Origin of the sequence: Pseudoroseicyclus tamaricis, assembly GCF_012070395.1 — a bacterium.
Lineage (GTDB): Bacteria > Pseudomonadota > Alphaproteobacteria > Rhodobacterales > Rhodobacteraceae > Pseudoroseicyclus_A > Pseudoroseicyclus_A tamaricis.
Genome location: NZ_JAAFYS010000001.1, coordinates 857,394 through 872,548 on the forward strand (window position 1 = coordinate 857,394; position 15,155 = coordinate 872,548).

The window sequence follows — 15,155 nt, forward strand, 5'->3', positions numbered from 1 at the left end:
GGCAGGGGTGGTTTAGGAAAGGTAAACGAGCCTTTGCGCGAGGAGGCGGGGGGCGCAGCGCCGGGCACGCCTCCCGCCCACCCACCCCGGCGCGCCCGGCGCTGCTGGCGCGGGGGGACGGGCGTGGGAGGGGGCTCTGCCCCCGCCTGCGGCCCCCCGGAGGTATTTGGAAAAGGGCGAGAGGGGGCGGAGGCCCTGGGCCACCTCAGGCGGGCCAGGGGGCTTCGGGCAGGTCCTGCTGGTAGGGGAGGCAGTCGTAGTGCGTCGCCTGGCCCTCGGCGCGCCATTGACGCAGGTGCGGCTCTCGCAGGTGCGCGGAGACATAGGCGGCGGCCACGGGGCCGACCGGCAGGGCATAGGTGGCGATGCGGGTGGCGACGGGGGCGTAGAAGACATCCGCCAGCGAGTAGCGGCCGAAGAGCCAGGGGCCGGCGCTGCCATGGCGTTCCCGCGCGAGGGACCAGAGCTGCTCGAGGCGCGCGAGGTCCGCCAGCACGTCGGAGGAGGGGGAGAAACCCTCCCATGCGTGGCGCAGGTACATGGGGCAGGCGCTCCGCAGGGCCGCGAAGCCGGAGTGCATCTCGGCGGTGATGGAGCGGGCGAAGGCGCGGGCGACCGGGTCCTCCGGCCAGAGGCCCGCGTCCGGGTGACGCTCGGCGAGGGTTTCGGCCATGGCGAGCGTGTCGAAGACGACGTGGCCCTCTGGCGTGATCATCGCCGGGACGAGCCGGGCCGGGGCGGCGGCGGCGAGGTCCTCCGCCATGGTGCCGGCGTAGAGGCCGACCTCCGTCACGCGGAGGGGAATGTCGAAGGCGGCGAACATCAGCCAGCCGCGCAGCGACCAGCTGGAGAAGGAGCGGTCGCCGATGAAGAGCTCGTAGGTCATGGGGTCTCCCGGGGTTGTCCGTCGCAGGCTAGCGGCGCCGGGAGATCACGGGAAACGATGAATACTGCTGGCGCCCATCACGCCGCGTGATTGACGCGCAGCACCTCCGGCGGCGCCCGGCGCAGGGTGGTGACGGAGAGCGGCGCGATGTTCTGGGCTATTGCGTCGAGCGGTGAGAGGCCGGCGGCGCGGGCGTATTGGGTGAGGATCGTGCCGATATGGGCGACGGCGATGAAGGTGGCGCCGGGATGCGCGGCCTCCAGCGCCGCGACGGCCGCCTCGACGCGGGCGGCAGCGGCGTTCCAGCTCTCGCCCTCCGGCGGGGAGTGGGGACCCGGATCCTCCCAGTAGGCGCGGGAGAGATCGGGCCAGCGGGCGGCGATGGTGTCGAACGTCTGGCCGTCCCAGGCGCCGAAGTCGAACTCGCGCAGGGCCGGCTCGTCGGGAAGGCGGGTGCGGCCGGCGACGGCGAGCGCGTCCGCCGTGGCGGAGGCGCGGGTGAGGTCGGAGGCGACGAGGAGCGCGCCCTCCGGCAGTACGGCGTTCAGCCGGGCGAGAGCGGCGACGTCAGATAGATCCGCCGGCACGTCGCGCCATCCGGTGAAGGCCTTCTGGTGCGTCGGCCCGTGGCGGACCCAGTGCCACGTGCTCATTTCAGCCTCAGCGGCAGGCCGGCCCAGACGGCGATGGCCTCGTCCGCCGCCGCCGCGAGGCGCTGGTTGAGCCGGCCCTGCGCCTCGCGGAAGGCGCGGGCGAGGGCATTGTCCGGCACCGGGGAGAGGCCGATCTCGTTGGTGACGATCGTCACGCGGGCGGGGCAGGCGACGAGTGCGGCCAGCAGACGCTCCTCCGCGGCCTCCAGATCGTCACCGGCGAGGAGGCGGTTCGTCAGCCACATGGTTGCACAATCGATGAGCATGGCCTCGCCGGGTGCGGCAGACTGTAGCGCCTCCTCCAGCCTGTGCGGCGCCTCAACCTCTCGCCAGCTATCGCCCCGCCGGGCGCGATGAGCGCGGATTTTATCCGACATTTCAGCATCATGCGCTTCCGCCGTCGCCACGTAGACGGGGCGGCCGCCGTCTTGCAGCACCCGCCGCTCGGCATGGGCGGACTTGCCGGAGGCGGCGCCTCCGATCACCAAAGTCAGGGTCTCGGCCATTTTCTCCCGAACCGTTCCGCCTCTCGCGCGTTTGACAATCGACAATGGCGCCACAGGAGAGGAAGGGCCAGCCCCGGCTGGCTGAACAGAGCAGATGGCACACAAAGATCCCGATCACGACCTCAAGGACGAGGCGCTGCGCGCCGAATGGCTCGACGCCGAGACCGAATTCGACCTCGCCCGCCGCTGGCGTGACCACCGGGATGAGCGGGCGTTGCACCGGCTCACGACGGCCTACTTAAGGCTCGCGATCTCGGTGGCAAGCCGCTACCGCCGCTACGGCGCTCCGATGGCCGATCTGGTGCAGGAAGCGTCGCTCGGCCTCATGAAGGCCGCCGAGAAATTCGACCCCGAGCGGGGGCTGCGCTTCTCGACCTACGCGATATGGTGGATCCGCGCCTCGGTGCAGGATTACGTCATGCGCAACTGGTCGCTGGTGCGCACCGGCTCCACCGCCTCGCAGAAGTCGCTGTTCTTCAACCTGCGCCGCGTCTCTGCCGAGATCGACGCCGATGCCGCCTCCGAGGGGCGCGAGGTCTCGCCGAACCAGCGGGCCGACGCAATCGCCACGGCGCTGGGCGTGCCGAAGCGCGATGCGGAGATGATGATGGGCCGGCTGGCCGGCTCCGACTTCTCGCTCAACGTCGCCCAGGGCGGCGACGAGGAGGGTGGCCGCGACTGGATCGAGACCATCCCCTCCGATGGAGAGGACCCGGAGACAGAGGTCTCCGGCCGGCAGGGGCTGCAGGCGCTGCAGAAGTGGCTGACGGGCGCGATGAGCGGGCTCAGCGAGCGCGAGCGCTTCATCCTGCGCGAGCGCCGGCTGACGGAAGACCCGCGCACGCTGGAGAGCCTCGGCGAGGAGCTGGGCCTGTCCAAGGAGCGGGTCCGCCAGCTCGAGGCCGGCGCTTTCGGCAAGATGCGCCGCGATCTCGAGGCGAAACAGCCGGGCCTGCGCGACCTGCTGCACTGAGCGCGGATCTCTGGACCCGGGGGCCGGAAACCATGTGGTTTCCGCGCCCGGCCCGGGCCGGATTGCCCCGGGCGGGCGGAGCGCCTAGGCTCGCGGCCGTTCCCCGGAGGCGCCCGTGCTCGCAGGCCGACATATCCTTCTGATCATCGGCGGCGGCATCGCCGCCTACAAGGCGCTGGAGCTGATCCGGCGCCTGCGCGATTCCGGCGCTGCCGTGACGCCGGTGATGACTCGCGCGGCGGCGGAATTCGTCACGCCCCTCTCCGTCGGCGCGCTGGCGGGGCGCGAGGTGATCACGGAGCTATTCGACCTCTCACAGGAGGCGAAGATGGGCCATATCGAGCTCTCGCGCGCCGCCGATCTGGTGGTGGTGGTCCCCGCGACGGCGGACCTGATGGCGAAGATGGCGGGCGGCCATGCCGATGACATGGCCTCGACGCTGCTCATGGCGACGGACAAGCGGGTGCTGATCGCCCCGGCGATGAACGTGCGGATGTGGGAGCATCCGGCGACGAAGCGCAACGAGGCCACCCTCAGGGGCGATGGCATCCTCTTCGTCGGCCCCGACGACGGCGCCATGGCCTGTGGTGAGTTCGGCCCCGGCCGCATGGCGGAGCCGGCGGCGATCCTCGCCGCCATCGACGCGGCGCTGAAGATCGGGCCGCTGAAGGGGCGCCACGTGCTCGTCACCTCCGGCCCCACCCATGAGCCGATCGACCCGGTGCGCTACATCGCCAACCGCTCCTCCGGCGCGCAGGGCGCCGCCATCGGCGCGGCGCTGGCTGCGCTGGGCGCCGACGTCACCTTCGTCACCGGCCCGGCTGAAGTGCCGCCGCCGCTTGGCGTGCGCGTGGTCAGGGTCGATACCGCCGCCGAGATGCTCGCCGCCTGCGAGGCCGCCCTGCCGGCCGATGCCGCCATCTGCGCCGCCGCCGTGGCGGACTGGCGGGTGGAGGGCGCCTCGGGCCAGAAGCTCAAGAAGGCCCCCGGCGCCCTGCCGCAGCTGCAGCTAGCCGAGAACCCCGACATCCTCGCACGCCTCTCCGCCCCCGGCCCGCGCCGGCCCCGTCTCGTCATCGGCTTCGCGGCCGAGACGGAGAGGGTGGCCGAGCACGCCACCGCCAAGCGCGAGCGGAAGGGCTGCGACTGGATCCTCGCCAACGACGTCTCCCCCGGCACCGGCATCATGGGCGGCACCGAGAACGCCGTGACGCTGATCACCGGCGCGGGGGCGGAGGACTGGCCGCGCATGACCAAGGCCGAGGTGGCGCGCAAGCTCGCGAGCCGGCTGGCGGAAGCGCTGGAGGAGGGGGCGGATGCCTCCGGCGGGAGTATTTGAAAAAGGGCGAGAGCCAAGAAGGCAGATTCACCTGGCCCGAAATACGTCGGGGGTGAGGCCGCAGGCCGAGGGGGCAGCGCCCCCTGATGACGGGAGTCACATGGACATCACGGTGAAGATCATCTGGGACGAGGGCGCCGACACCGGCCTGCCTCTGCCCACCTACGAGACGGCCGGCGCGGCCGGCGCCGACCTGCGTGCCAACCTCGCGGAGGAGGCGCGGGAGGAGGGCGTGGACCTCGCTCCCGGCGAGCGGATGCTGATCCCGACGGGGCTGCGCGTGGCGGTGCCGGAGGGCTACGAGCTGCAGGTGCGGCCCCGCTCGGGGCTGGCGCTCAAGCATGGGCTGATGGTGCCGAACACGCCGGGCACCATCGACAGCGACTACCGGGGGCCGCTGGGGGTGATCCTGCTCAACGCCGGGTCGGAGCCCTTTCGGGTTACGCACGGGATGCGCGTCGCCCAGGCGGTGCTGGCGCCGGTGACGCGGGCCGAGTTCCGCATCGTCGAGACGATGGAGGAGACGGAGCGCGGCGCCAGCGGCTTCGGCTCCACGGGAACGGGCTAGGCGATGCTCTTCGTCCTCTTCCTCGCTCTGGTGCTCTGGGGGCTGGGGCTGATCCTCGGCGCCAGCCGGCAGGCGCGGCTGGTGATGCTGGGCGTGCTGATCGGGGCGGTCCTGGTGATCCAGGTGGCGCTGCCGGCAGCGCACCCGCTGCGGGTGGCGACCGGGGGCGACGTGCGGCTCTGGCTGCTGGTGATCGCGGGGCTGGCGATCGCCGCCGTCTACCGGGCGGGCCTGCGCTGGCTCCGGGCGCGCGCCCGGCCGGCGCCGGTGGCCGCACCTGCGGCCGTGCCAGAGGAGGAGGCCGCGCCGGATCGTACGGCGCCCTTCGCGGAGGCGGAGCTGACCCGCTACGCGCGGCACATCATCCTCAAGGAGATCGGCGGGCCGGGGCAGCGGCGGCTGAAGGAGGCCTCGGTGCTCGTCGTCGGGGCCGGCGGCCTCGGCGCGCCGGCGCTGCAATATCTCGCGGCGTCGGGCGTCGGGCGGATTGCCATTGCGGACGGAGACGTGGTGGAGGAGACCAACCTGCAGCGGCAGGTGATCCACACCGAGGCGATGGTCGGCCGCCCGAAGGTGGAGAGCGCGGCGGCGGCGCTGCGAGCCTTGAACCGCCACGTGGAGGTGGTGCCCATCGCCGAGCCGGTGACGGAGGAGAACGCCGCCGATCTGATCGCCGGCCATGACCTTGTCCTGGACGGGACGGACAGTTTCGCCACCCGCTACGCCGTCAACGCCGCCTGCGTCGCGGCGCGCGTGCCGCTGATCGGCGCGGCGCTGACGCCGTGGGAGGGCCAGATCTCGCTCTGGCACCCGGCGGCGGGCGGCCCCTGCTACCGCTGCGTCTTCCCAGAGGCGCCGGCGGCCGACCTCGTCCCCTCCTGCGCCGTGGCCGGCGTGGCAGCGCCGCTGCCGGGGATCCTCGGCGCCATGATGGCCATGGAGGCGGTGAAGCTGCTGACAGGCGCGGGGGAGACCCTGCTGGGGCGGCTGATGATCTACGACGGCCTCTACGCGGAGAGCCGGGTGATCCGGGTGCAGCGGCGGACGGAGTGCCCGGTGTGCGGGGAGGTGGCGGCGGCGGGCTAAGGATCCTCAGGATACGCCCGGGCTCTTCCCCCGCCCGGAATGAAGCCGAAGGCGTCGGGCGAGCGCCTGCCCGTCCCGGCGGGTTTGCGCTCTGGTGAAGCTGGGCGCCTTGCTCGGATAGAGGAGGGGCTTGGCTGGCATAAAGCGCTGCAGCGGCCCGGTCGGAACGCCACCCCGCAGTCAGGCGCTCGCCCGGCGCTCGGGCGTGGCAAGGGGAAAGGCGGGGTGGGTGCGCTGGAAACCCATCACCGGGCCACGGCACCGCAAAAAGTTGATCGCCCGCCGAACGCTGCCGTCCCGGCCGGCCCAGACCGTGCCCGCTCACCCACCACCAGCCCGACCGCCCCTTGCCTTGCCGCCGCCGGCGGCCATACTCCCGCGCCAATGCCTGACCTCAACAGGGAGTCCCCGACCATGCGCCTCACCCTCGCTGCCGCCGCCCTCGCGGCCCTCTCCACCCAGGCCGTTGCCCAGGATCTGCCGGATCTCGGCGGGCAGGAGATCGTCGTCGCCACCGAGAACGCCTACCCGCCGCTGCAATTCCTCGATTCCGAGGGCACGCCCATCGGCTGGGAATACGATGCCATGGCCGAGATCGCCGAGCGGCTGAACGCCACCGTCACCTACGAGACCATCTCGTGGGACGCGATGATCCCCGCCGTATCCGAAGGCCAGTTCGACATGGGCATGACCGGCATCACCATCCGCGAGGACCGCGCCGAGGTCGTCGACTTCTCCGACAGCTACATGACCTCCCAGATGATGATGATCGTCCGCGGCGACGAGGAGCGCTTCACCGACGCCGCCTCCTTCGCGGCCGACGATGACCTGCTGATGGCCGCCCAGCCCGGCACCACGCCTTTCTATGTCGGCGTCTACGACGTGCTCGATGGCGACGAGGCCAACCCGCGCATCAAGCTGTTCGAGACCTTCGGCGCCGGGATCGAGGCGCTGCGCAACGGAGATGTCGACCTCGCCCTCTCCGACAGCACGGCCGCCGAGGGCTACGTGAGCGCCTCCGATGGCGGGCTGAAGATAGTCGGCGAGCCGCTCGGCACCGAGGATTTCGGCTTCATCTTCCCGCAGGGTTCCGAGCTGGTCGAACCGATCAACGCCGCCATCGCCGCGATGCGCGAGGATGGCACGCTCGATGCCCTCAACCAGACCTGGTTCGTCGACTACGAGATGGGCGAGTAACGGCTTGCTGCCTCCGCCCCCGCAGGAGCGGGAATTCCCCTGGTGGCTGGCGATCCTCGCCGTCACCGGGGTCTACCTCTTCTGGCAGGTGCTGACGGAGGAGCACTACGCGCAGGTGTTGCGCACGCTCCGCCGGGGCATCTGGATCACCGTCCTCGTCACCGTCATCTCCTATGCCGGCGCCTGCGCGTTGGGGCTGGGGCTGGCGACCATGCAGCTCTCGAAGAGCCGCATCCTGCGCCAGACCTCGCGGCTCTATGTCGAGGTGATGCGCGGGGTGCCGATCCTCGTGCTGCTGCTCTACGTCGCCTTCGTCCTCGCCCCCGCCCTCGTCTCGCTGTGGAACTGGGCGACCGCCTGGACGGGGTGGGAGCCGATGCGGGGCCGCGATTTCCCGCTCCTCTGGCGGGCGGTGATCGCGCTGATCCTCGCCTACAGCTCCTTTCTGGCGGAGGTGTTCCGCGCCGGGCTCCTCGCCATCGACAAGGGCCAGCTCGAGGCGGCGGATGCGCTGGGGCTGAGCCGCTGGCAGCGGTTCCGCCTCGTGACCTTTCCGCAGGCCTTCCGGCTGATCCTGCCGCCGCTCGGCAATGATCTCGTGGCGATGGTGAAGGACAGCTCGCTCGTCTCCGTCCTCGGCGTCACCGACATCACGCAGCTCGGCAAGGTCACCGCCGCCGGCAACTTCCGCTATTTCGAGACGTACAACGTCGTCGCCCTCCTCTACCTGACGATGACCATCGGCCTCTCCCTTGCCCTGCGCCGCGTCGAGCGCGGGATGACGCGGCGATGACGCCGGCGGCGCGCGCCCGGCTGATGGCCACCGCGCGAGCTGCCTCGCGGCGGGAGGAGGATGCGGAGGATCTGCTGCAGGAGGCGCTCGTCGCCGCCTGGGCCGCCGGCCGGCTGGAAGATGGCGCCTACGTCACCGGCATCATCCGCCGCCAGGCCGCCATGGCCGCCCGCGGTGCCGCCCGTCGCCGCGCCCGCGAGAGCGCCTGGGCCGCGCTCCCCGCCGCTTCGTCGGAAGAGGCGGAGGAGGCGCCGCTACCGCCCCTGCCGCCGGCGCTGGAGCGGGTGGCCCGGCTGGCGCAGGCCGGCTGCACGCGGGCCGAGATCCGCTGGCTCCTCGGCCTCACCGATGCGGCGCTCCGCCAGCGGCTCGCGGCCCTGCGCGGCAAGCTCGCCGGGCGCCCCCTGCCGCCGCAGATCGCCGGCGCCGGCGGCGCCCGCCGCGCCGATCTGCGCGCGGTGCTGGCGCGCCGGCCGGAGGCGCGCTTCGCCAGCCACGATCCCGACGGGCATCTTTTTCTCGCCATGCCCTCACAAAGCGGCCCGCGGCGGCAACAACAGGGCAGGCTTTGACAGGAGGGGCGCGATGCTCACCAAGCACAAGATCACCAACATCTTCTACTGGGTCACGGATCTCGACCGGACAGAGGCCTTCTGGCGCGATGCCGTCGGGCTCGATGTCCAGCGTGTGGGGGAGGGGGAGGAGAGCTTCCTCACCGCCCCCACGGCCGGCGGCGTCGACCTGCTCTTCTTCCCCGGCGAGGTGAAGGCGGGCAATTGCCCGATGATCGTCTTCGACCTGCCCGAGGGCGGCATCGACGCAATGGTCGACGCGCTCCTCGCCAAGGGGGCCGCGCTGATGACGCCCGTCAGCCACGCCCCCGGCGGCTGGTCCGCCGAGCTGACGGACCCGGACGGGCATGTCCTCTCCCTCTACCAGGAGGACACGCAGCCGCGCTGATCTCCTGCACGAGCGCTGCGCGGGCCACGGCCCGTGCCTTGCTATCCTCGGGGGCGACTCACTGGCCCGCGACGGAGGCAAGGACATGGACAGGATATCGAAACTCAGACCCTGGCGGCTCATCGGCTGGGGAGCGGCGGCGGCGCTCCTGCTGGCGCCGCTCGTGGCGATGCAGTTCGGAGACGAGGTGGCCTGGACGGGCGGCGATGTCCTCTTCGCCGCGCTGATGCTCGGCGGCGGCGGCCTCGCCTTCGAGCTGGCCATCCGCCGCCGTCGGCCCCTCGCCTACCGGGCGGCGATGGCGCTGGCGCTCGGCGCGGCGATCCTCCTCCTTACCGTGATCGGCGCCGTCGGCCTCCTCGGCAGCGAGGCGAACCCGGCGAACCTTCTCTATCTCGGCGTGACCGCCCTCGGTGCCGGCGGCGCGCTCGGCTCCGGCCTGCGCCCCTCCGGCATGGCGCGCACCGCCGCCGGCATGGCCGCGGCCCAGGCGCTCATAGCGCTTGCCGCCCTCGCCGCCGGCTGGGGCGGCGGCAGCTCCCCTCTGGAGATCCTCGCCCTCAACGGCCTCTTCGTGGCGCTCTTCTCCACCTCCGCCCTCCTCTTCGATCGCTCCGCCTGACAGGGGGGGGCGCCCCCGCCCCTTGGCTCCCGCCGCCCCCTCCCTTCGACTTCCAAGTATTCCTCCGGGGGGCGGCCAAAGGCAGCGGGGGCGGACAGCCCCCCTGCCACGCCGGGCTCCGGGCCTTGCGGCGGCCCCCCGCGCCCAATACCTCCTGTTTCAACCCGCTCAAGGAGGCTCCGCGATGACCAACCCGCTTCTGCAGCCCTGGGAGACGCCCTTCGGCCTGCCGCCCTTCGACGCCATCACCGATGACGACTGGGCCCCGGCCGTCGACGAGGCCCTCGCCCGGGCCCGCTCCGGCATCGAGGCCATCGCGGCCAACCCCGAGCCGCCGACCTTCGCCAATACCATCGAGGCGATGGAGCTGAACGAGGCGGAGCTCGGCGGCATCCTCGGCGCCTTCTACGGTGTCGCCGGGGCCGACTCGACGCCGGCCCGCGAGGCCCTGCAGCGCGAGTTCGCGCCCAAGCTCTCCGCCTATTCCTCGCAGATCATCACCAACCGGCCGCTCTTCGAGCGCATCGACAGCCTCTGGGCTCAGAAGGACACGCTCGGCCTCACGCCCGAGCAGGAGCGGGTGCTCCTGCTGACCCGCCGCTCCTTCGTGCGCGCCGGCGCCCAGCTGGAGGGCGCGGAGGCGGAGCGGATGACGGAGCTGAAGTCGCGCCTCTCCGTCCTTGGCACCCAGTTCACCCAGAACCTGCTCGCCGACGAGCGCAGCTGGTCGATGGAGATCCCGCCGGAGGACTTCGCCAAGCTGCCGTCCTTCGTGCAGAGCGCCGCCACGGCAGCGGGGGAGGAGGCCGGCACCGGCCCCGTCGTCACCACCTCGCGCTCGCTCATCACGCCCTTCCTGCAGTTCTGCGACAACCGCGAGCTGCGCCGCCGCGCCCATGAGGCCTGGGTCTCCCGCGGGGCGCGGGGCGGCGAGACGGACAACCGCTCCCTCGCGGCCGAGACGCTGGCGATGCGCGAGGAGCGGGCAAGGCTCCTCGGCCACGCCAGCTTTGCCCACTGGAAACTGGAGCCGGAGATGGCCGGCACCCCCGAGGCGGTGCGCGACCTGCTCATGCAGGTCTGGGCTCCCGCCCGCGCCGCCGCCATGACCGATGCCATCGTGCTGGAGAACATGCTCCACGCCGACGGCCACGAGGGCCCGCTGGAGCCGTGGGACTGGCACTATTACTCCGAGAAGCGCCGCGTCGCGGAGCACGATCTCGACGAGAGCGCGCTCAAGCCCTACTTCCAGCTCGATCGCATGATCGAGGCCGCCTTCGCCGTCGCCCATCGCCTCTTCGGGTTGGAGTTCGCACCGGCCGAGGGCCCGCTCTACCACCCCGACGTGCGCATGTGGGAGGTGACCCGCGACGGCCGCCATGTCGCGCTCTTCATCGGCGATTACTTCGCCCGCGGTTCCAAGCGCTCCGGCGCCTGGTGCACGGCGATGCGCCAGCAGCAGCGGCTCGAGGGGGAGGGGACGCCCATCGTCCTCAACGTGTGCAACTTCGCCAAGCCGCCCAAGGGCCAGCCGGCGCTGCTCTCATGGGACGACGCGCGCACCCTCTTCCACGAGTTCGGTCACGCGCTGCACCAGATGCTCTCCGACGTCACCTACGAAAGCATCTCCGGCACCTCCGTCGCCCGCGATTTCGTCGAGCTGCCGAGCCAGCTCTACGAGCACTGGCTGGAGGTGCCGGGCGTGCTGGACGAGTTCGCCACCCATGCCGAGACGGGAGAGCCGATGCCGGCCGAGCTGCGCGACCGGGTGCTGGCGGCGGCGACCTACGACATGGGCTTCTCGACGGTAGAATATGTGGCCTCCGCCCTCGTCGACCTCGCCTTCCACGACGGCCCCGCCCCGGCGGACCCGATGCAGCGGCAGGCCGAGGTGCTGGAGGAGATCGGCATGCCCCGCGCCATGGTCATGCGCCACGCGACGCCGCACTTCGCGCACATCTTCTCGGGCGACGGCTACTCGGCCGGCTACTACAGCTACATGTGGTCCGAGGTGATGGACGCCGACGCCTTCGCCGCCTTCGAGGAGGCGGGCGATGCGTTCGACCCGGCGCTGGCGAAGAGCCTTGAGGAGAACATCCTCTCGAAGGGCGGCAGCGAGGACCCGGCCGAGCTCTACACCCGCTTCCGCGGCCGGATGCCGGGGGTGGAGCCGCTGCTCAAGGGCCGGGGGCTGGTCGCCGCCGAGTAGGCTCAGCCCTCGCGGGCGGCGCGGACGTCGTCGGCGAGACGGCGGATGAGCTTCAGCTCGTCCGCCACCGACTGCTCGATGGAGAAGGCATCGTCGGGCACGGCGCCGGGGTCTTCCGAGGACAGCTCGACATGGTCGCGCTGGTCGAGGAAGGCGTCGAGATCGGGGTCGTTGAGCGTCGCCACGATCCGGGCAAGCAGCTTGCGCTGGGCGAGGATGCGGCCCTCGAGGCTCTCTGGTGTCACGCTCATCGTCTCTCCCTCCTTGATCACAGGCGCAACGCCGCCGGGCGCCGCTCCGTTCCCCTGCCCGCGGCCTGGTCACGCTCCCACGCCCCCACCCCGCCTGCCCGCGCTGCGGGCTGACGGTGCGCAACTGGCAGGCTCAGGCGAGGAACCCCGCCACCCGGTCCAGCGCCGCGCGGAAGCGTTCCGCCTCCACCTCGGCCACCTCGGCCCCGGCCGCGCCATCCGGGCCGTCGCCGCGCAGGGCCGCCAGCACCGCGGCGCCGAGGCTCTCCGCCGTCACCTCCCGCGCCGCGCCGGCGCGGGTGAGGGCGGCGTAGGCGGGGGCGGCGCTCTCCACGTGGCGGCCGTGGAGGAGCGGGCGGGAGAGGCGCGCCGGCTCCCACGGGTTGTGGCCGCCGACGGGCACCAGCGAGCCGCCGAGGAACACCGCCCCGGCGAGCCGCATCCAGAGCCCGGTCTCCCCGAAGCTGTCGGCGAGGTATACGGGCCCCGCCGGCCTCTCCCCGGCGGAGCGGCGGGGCGGCCCGCCGGCAAGGGCGGCGACGGGGCCGGCCCGCTCCACATGCCGGGGCACCAGCAGGAGCAGGGCGTCGGGCCGCTCAGCCCGCACCGCCTCATGCGCCCTCAGCACCAGCTCCTCCTCGCCGGGATGGGTGGAGATGGCGGCCCAGACGGGCCGCTCTCCCAAAGCGGCGCGCAGCGCCGCCAACTCGCCCTCATCGGCCGGCGGCGGCGGAGCCGCCGCCTTGGCATCGCCGCCGTCGAAGACGGCGGCCGCGCCGAGCGCCGTCAGGCGCGCGGCGTTCTGCGGGCCCTGCGCGGCGACGAGGCCGAAGGCCGAGAAGAGCCGCGCCGCGCTTGTCGCCCGCCCCTGCCAGCGCGCAGCCGAGCGCGCCGAGAGGCGCGCGTTGACCAGCGCCAGCGGGACGCCCCGCGCCGAGAGGCGCAGGATCGTTTGCGGCCAGATCTCGCTTTCGGCGAAGGCCACCGCGTCCGGCCGCCAGTGGCCGAGGAAGCGACGCAGCGGCCCCGCCGCGTCCAGCGGCGCGAACTGGTGCAGCGCCCCCTCCGGCAGCCGCGCCGGCAGGATCTCTGCCGCCGCCGCCGTCCCCGTTGTCAGCATCACGCCCGAGCCCCGCCGCCGCAGCTCCGACGCCAAGGGCAGCAGCGACAGCCCCTCACCGACCGAGGCGCCGTGCAGCCACACCAGCCGGCCCTCCGGCCGGGGCAGGCTCGCCCGGCCGTCCCGCTCGGCGATGCGCTCGCCCGGCACGCCGGCGCGCGCCAGCCCCCGCGCCACGCTGCGCAGCAGGAGCGGCGCCGCGAGGTTGGCGGCGGTGCAATAGGCGGTGAGGAGAGGGGTGCCCGCGGGCGGGTTCATCCCCCGGTGTGGCTCATGTGCCGGCTGACGCGGCCGGCCACATCCTGCCGGGAGTAATCGAAGTCATGGCCCTTGGGCTTGAGCGCGATGGCCGCGCGGATCGCCTCTTCGAGCGGCGCATCGGCCTCCGAGGCGCGCAGCGGGCCGCGCAGGTCCGAATGGCCCTCCTGCCCGAGGCAGGTGTAGATCTCGCCCGTGCAGGTGATGCGCACGCGGTTGCAGCTCTCGCAGAAGTTGTGGGTCAGCGGTGTGATGAAGCCGATCTTCTGCCCCGTCTCCTCCAGCCGCACGTAGCGCGCAGGGCCGCCGGTGCTCTCCGCCAGCCCGTCGAGGTGGTAGCGCTGCGCGAGCTGGGCCCGCAGGTCGCTCAGCGGCCAGTACTGGCCGAGGCGATCCTCGTTGCCGATGTCGCCCATCGGCATGACCTCGATGAACGTCAGGTCATGCCCCTCGGAGGCGCACCATTCGACGAGGTCGAAAAGCTCGCCGTCGTTGAAGCCCTTGAGCGCCACGGTGTTGATCTTCACCTGCAGCCCCGCCTCCTTGGCGGCGCGCAGCCCCTCCATCACCTGCGGCAGGCGGCCCCAGCGGGTCACCTGCTTGAACTTGCCCTCGTCGAGCGTGTCGAGCGAGACGTTCACGCGCCGCACGCCCGCCGCCGCCAGCTGGTCGGCGAAGCGGGACAGCTGGGAGCCGTTGGTGGTGAGCGTCAGCTCCTTCAGCGCGCCGGATTTCAGGTGCCGGCCCATCGCCTCGAAGAAGGTCATGATGCCGCGCCGCACGAGCGGCTCGCCGCCGGTGATGCGCAGCTTCTCGACGCCGAGGCGGATGAAGGCCGAGCACAGGCGGTCCAGCTCCTCCAGCGTCAGGAGCTCCTTCTTGGGGAGGAACTCCATGTGCTCGGACATGCAGTAGACGCAGCGAAAGTCGCAGCGATCGGTCACGGAGACACGCAAGTAGCGGATGTCCCGCTGGAAGGGGTCAGTCAGCACCATGGACGGAACCTAGGGGCGCGGGCAGGGACAAGCAAGCGCAGCGGCCGGCCCATCACGTTGGCAGGAGCGGGGAACCGGCGCGGGGGGGGCCTCCAGCCGGCCCGAACAACATGCCGCTCGGCGCGTGCGCATACCATTGCGCCGCGCGCGGGCGCCGCCTAGGCTCTGGCCCATGACACGTGCCCTGCTTCTCGCCCTCCTGCCGCTCGCCGCCTGCACCCAGGCGCAGATCGACGGCTTCTTCGCCCCCGCCGGCACCGCCGCGGACACTCCTGCGCAGGAGGCGGCCCAGCCCGCCCCGGCACCGACGCTCAACCCCACGCCGCCGCCGCCGCCGCCCCAGACGGCGACCACGGCGGAGGAGTTCGACACCACCTCCGAGGAGGACAGAGCCGCCGCCCTCGCCGAGCCGCCCGCGGCGGAGGAGGTGCGCCTCGGCACCGCCATCGGCTCCCTCGGCGATGCCGCCGACCCGGGCATCTGGATCGAGACCGGCTACGTGACCGAGCTGACATGGGGCCGAGTCGAGGTGGCCTCCACCGGCAAGACGATCAGCCTCGAGCTGCGCCCCTCCGGCGGTGAGCCGGGCGCGGGGGCGGAAGTCTCCCTGCCGGCGATGCGCCTTCTGGAGGTGCCCTTCACCGAGCTGCCGGAGCTGGTGATCTACGAATTGCCGGGCGGCGCCCCCGCCTGAATCGCGGCCTGATTGGCCGGGGCTTCCACCCGGCCGAAACGCCAG

17 protein-coding genes are annotated in these 15,155 nt (G+C 72.4%); 11 read left to right on the top strand and 6 right to left on the bottom strand.

All coding sequences use genetic code 11. The annotated features are described in order from the left end of the window. Positions 1-205: 205 nt before the first annotated feature. The 3 genes from GY170_RS03910 to cobU all read right to left on the bottom strand — a co-directional run bounded on the left by GY170_RS03910 (position 206) and on the right by cobU (position 2,045). Positions 206-886 (bottom strand): glutathione S-transferase, encoded by a 681-nt coding sequence (locus tag GY170_RS03910; RefSeq protein WP_163890125.1) that lies wholly within the window; start codon positions 884-886, stop codon positions 206-208. Positions 887-963: 77 nt separating this feature from the next. After that, positions 964-1,539 carry a histidine phosphatase family protein gene (locus GY170_RS03915; RefSeq protein WP_163890127.1) on the bottom strand — a complete coding sequence of 192 codons (576 nt, stop codon included), beginning with the start codon at positions 1,537-1,539 and terminating at the stop codon, positions 964-966. Then, positions 1,536-2,045, bottom strand: coding sequence for a bifunctional adenosylcobinamide kinase/adenosylcobinamide-phosphate guanylyltransferase (gene cobU, locus GY170_RS03920; protein WP_163890129.1), 510 nt, complete (start codon positions 2,043-2,045; stop codon positions 1,536-1,538). Before cobU ends, GY170_RS03915 begins: the two co-directional genes overlap by 4 nt. A 94-nt stretch (positions 2,046-2,139) precedes the next feature. On the opposite strand from cobU, the gene GY170_RS03925 reads away from it, so the two are divergent. The 10 genes from GY170_RS03925 to GY170_RS03970 all read left to right on the top strand — a co-directional run bounded on the left by GY170_RS03925 (position 2,140) and on the right by GY170_RS03970 (position 11,792). Then, complete coding sequence (locus GY170_RS03925; RefSeq protein ID WP_163890131.1) at positions 2,140-3,018, top strand: RNA polymerase factor sigma-32; 879 nt, start codon at positions 2,140-2,142, stop codon at positions 3,016-3,018. A gap of 115 nt (positions 3,019-3,133) precedes the next feature. Beyond that, complete coding sequence (coaBC, locus tag GY170_RS03930; protein ID WP_163890133.1) at positions 3,134-4,357, top strand: bifunctional phosphopantothenoylcysteine decarboxylase/phosphopantothenate--cysteine ligase CoaBC; 1,224 nt, start codon at positions 3,134-3,136, stop codon at positions 4,355-4,357. A gap of 100 nt (positions 4,358-4,457) precedes the next feature. Beyond that, the gene (dut, locus tag GY170_RS03935; RefSeq protein ID WP_163890135.1) at positions 4,458-4,925 is read left to right on the top strand and encodes a dUTP diphosphatase; all 468 of its coding nucleotides are present in this window, start codon (positions 4,458-4,460) and stop codon (positions 4,923-4,925) included. 3 nt (positions 4,926-4,928) lie between these two features. After that, positions 4,929-6,011, top strand: coding sequence for a HesA/MoeB/ThiF family protein (locus GY170_RS03940; RefSeq protein WP_163890137.1), 1,083 nt, complete (start codon positions 4,929-4,931; stop codon positions 6,009-6,011). Positions 6,012-6,425: 414 nt separating this feature from the next. After that, the gene (locus tag GY170_RS03945; protein WP_235924001.1) at positions 6,426-7,208 is read left to right on the top strand and encodes a transporter substrate-binding domain-containing protein; all 783 of its coding nucleotides are present in this window, start codon (positions 6,426-6,428) and stop codon (positions 7,206-7,208) included. Positions 7,209-7,212: 4 nt separating this feature from the next. After that, positions 7,213-8,001 (top strand): amino acid ABC transporter permease, encoded by a 789-nt coding sequence (locus GY170_RS03950; RefSeq protein ID WP_235924002.1) that lies wholly within the window; start codon positions 7,213-7,215, stop codon positions 7,999-8,001. Beyond that, positions 7,998-8,573 carry a sigma factor gene (locus GY170_RS03955; protein ID WP_163890143.1) on the top strand — a complete coding sequence of 192 codons (576 nt, stop codon included), beginning with the start codon at positions 7,998-8,000 and terminating at the stop codon, positions 8,571-8,573. The genes GY170_RS03950 and GY170_RS03955 overlap by 4 nt, the downstream gene beginning before the upstream one ends. A gap of 13 nt (positions 8,574-8,586) precedes the next feature. Continuing rightward, positions 8,587-8,961, top strand: coding sequence for a VOC family protein (locus GY170_RS03960; protein WP_163890145.1), 375 nt, complete (start codon positions 8,587-8,589; stop codon positions 8,959-8,961). Positions 8,962-9,046: 85 nt separating this feature from the next. Then, positions 9,047-9,583, top strand: a complete 537-nt coding sequence (locus GY170_RS03965) for a hypothetical protein (protein WP_163890147.1) — start codon at positions 9,047-9,049, stop codon at positions 9,581-9,583. 184 nt (positions 9,584-9,767) lie between these two features. Then, complete coding sequence (locus tag GY170_RS03970) at positions 9,768-11,792, top strand: M3 family metallopeptidase (protein WP_163890149.1); 2,025 nt, start codon at positions 9,768-9,770, stop codon at positions 11,790-11,792. Between the two features lie 2 nt (positions 11,793-11,794). On the opposite strand, the gene GY170_RS03975 is transcribed toward GY170_RS03970, so the two are convergent. The 3 genes from GY170_RS03975 to moaA all read right to left on the bottom strand — a co-directional run bounded on the left by GY170_RS03975 (position 11,795) and on the right by moaA (position 14,416). Further along, entirely contained in the window at positions 11,795-12,043 is a 249-nt protein-coding gene (locus tag GY170_RS03975) for a hypothetical protein (protein ID WP_163890150.1), read from the bottom strand. 133 nt (positions 12,044-12,176) lie between these two features. After that, the gene (locus tag GY170_RS03980; RefSeq protein WP_163890152.1) at positions 12,177-13,421 is read right to left on the bottom strand and encodes a 3-deoxy-D-manno-octulosonic acid transferase; all 1,245 of its coding nucleotides are present in this window, start codon (positions 13,419-13,421) and stop codon (positions 12,177-12,179) included. Beyond that, on the bottom strand, positions 13,418-14,416 hold the full coding sequence (gene moaA, locus GY170_RS03985; protein ID WP_163890154.1) for a GTP 3',8-cyclase MoaA: 999 nt from the start codon (positions 14,414-14,416) through the stop codon (positions 13,418-13,420). Before moaA ends, GY170_RS03980 begins: the two co-directional genes overlap by 4 nt. Positions 14,417-14,588: 172 nt before the next feature. Here moaA and GY170_RS03990 point away from each other — a divergent pair, with 172 nt between their 5' ends. Then, complete coding sequence (locus tag GY170_RS03990; protein ID WP_163890156.1) at positions 14,589-15,110, top strand: D-galactarate dehydratase; 522 nt, start codon at positions 14,589-14,591, stop codon at positions 15,108-15,110. Positions 15,111-15,155 lie beyond the last annotated feature (45 nt).

Excerpts from the sequence above, each read along its gene's own strand:
- GY170_RS03975 (WP_163890150.1), bottom strand. The coding sequence starts at position 12,043 with ATGAGCGTGACACCAGAGAGCCTCGAGGGCCGCATCCTCGCCCAGCGC.
- GY170_RS03965 (WP_163890147.1), top strand. The coding sequence starts at position 9,047 with ATGGACAGGATATCGAAACTCAGACCCTGGCGGCTCATCGGCTGGGGA.
- GY170_RS03945 (WP_235924001.1), top strand. The coding sequence starts at position 6,426 with ATGCGCCTCACCCTCGCTGCCGCCGCCCTCGCGGCCCTCTCCACCCAG.
- GY170_RS03940 (WP_163890137.1), top strand. The coding sequence starts at position 4,929 with ATGCTCTTCGTCCTCTTCCTCGCTCTGGTGCTCTGGGGGCTGGGGCTG.
- GY170_RS03910 (WP_163890125.1), bottom strand. The coding sequence starts at position 886 with ATGACCTACGAGCTCTTCATCGGCGACCGCTCCTTCTCCAGCTGGTCG.
- GY170_RS03980 (WP_163890152.1), bottom strand. The coding sequence starts at position 13,421 with ATGAACCCGCCCGCGGGCACCCCTCTCCTCACCGCCTATTGCACCGCC.
- GY170_RS03970 (WP_163890149.1), top strand. The coding sequence starts at position 9,768 with ATGACCAACCCGCTTCTGCAGCCCTGGGAGACGCCCTTCGGCCTGCCG.
- GY170_RS03925 (WP_163890131.1), top strand. The coding sequence starts at position 2,140 with ATGGCACACAAAGATCCCGATCACGACCTCAAGGACGAGGCGCTGCGC.
- moaA (WP_163890154.1), bottom strand. The coding sequence starts at position 14,416 with ATGGTGCTGACTGACCCCTTCCAGCGGGACATCCGCTACTTGCGTGTC.
- dut (WP_163890135.1), top strand. The coding sequence starts at position 4,458 with ATGGACATCACGGTGAAGATCATCTGGGACGAGGGCGCCGACACCGGC.
- cobU (WP_163890129.1), bottom strand. The coding sequence starts at position 2,045 with ATGGCCGAGACCCTGACTTTGGTGATCGGAGGCGCCGCCTCCGGCAAG.
- GY170_RS03960 (WP_163890145.1), top strand. The coding sequence starts at position 8,587 with ATGCTCACCAAGCACAAGATCACCAACATCTTCTACTGGGTCACGGAT.
- GY170_RS03990 (WP_163890156.1), top strand. The coding sequence starts at position 14,589 with ATGACACGTGCCCTGCTTCTCGCCCTCCTGCCGCTCGCCGCCTGCACC.
- GY170_RS03955 (WP_163890143.1), top strand. The coding sequence starts at position 7,998 with ATGACGCCGGCGGCGCGCGCCCGGCTGATGGCCACCGCGCGAGCTGCC.
- GY170_RS03915 (WP_163890127.1), bottom strand. The coding sequence starts at position 1,539 with ATGAGCACGTGGCACTGGGTCCGCCACGGGCCGACGCACCAGAAGGCC.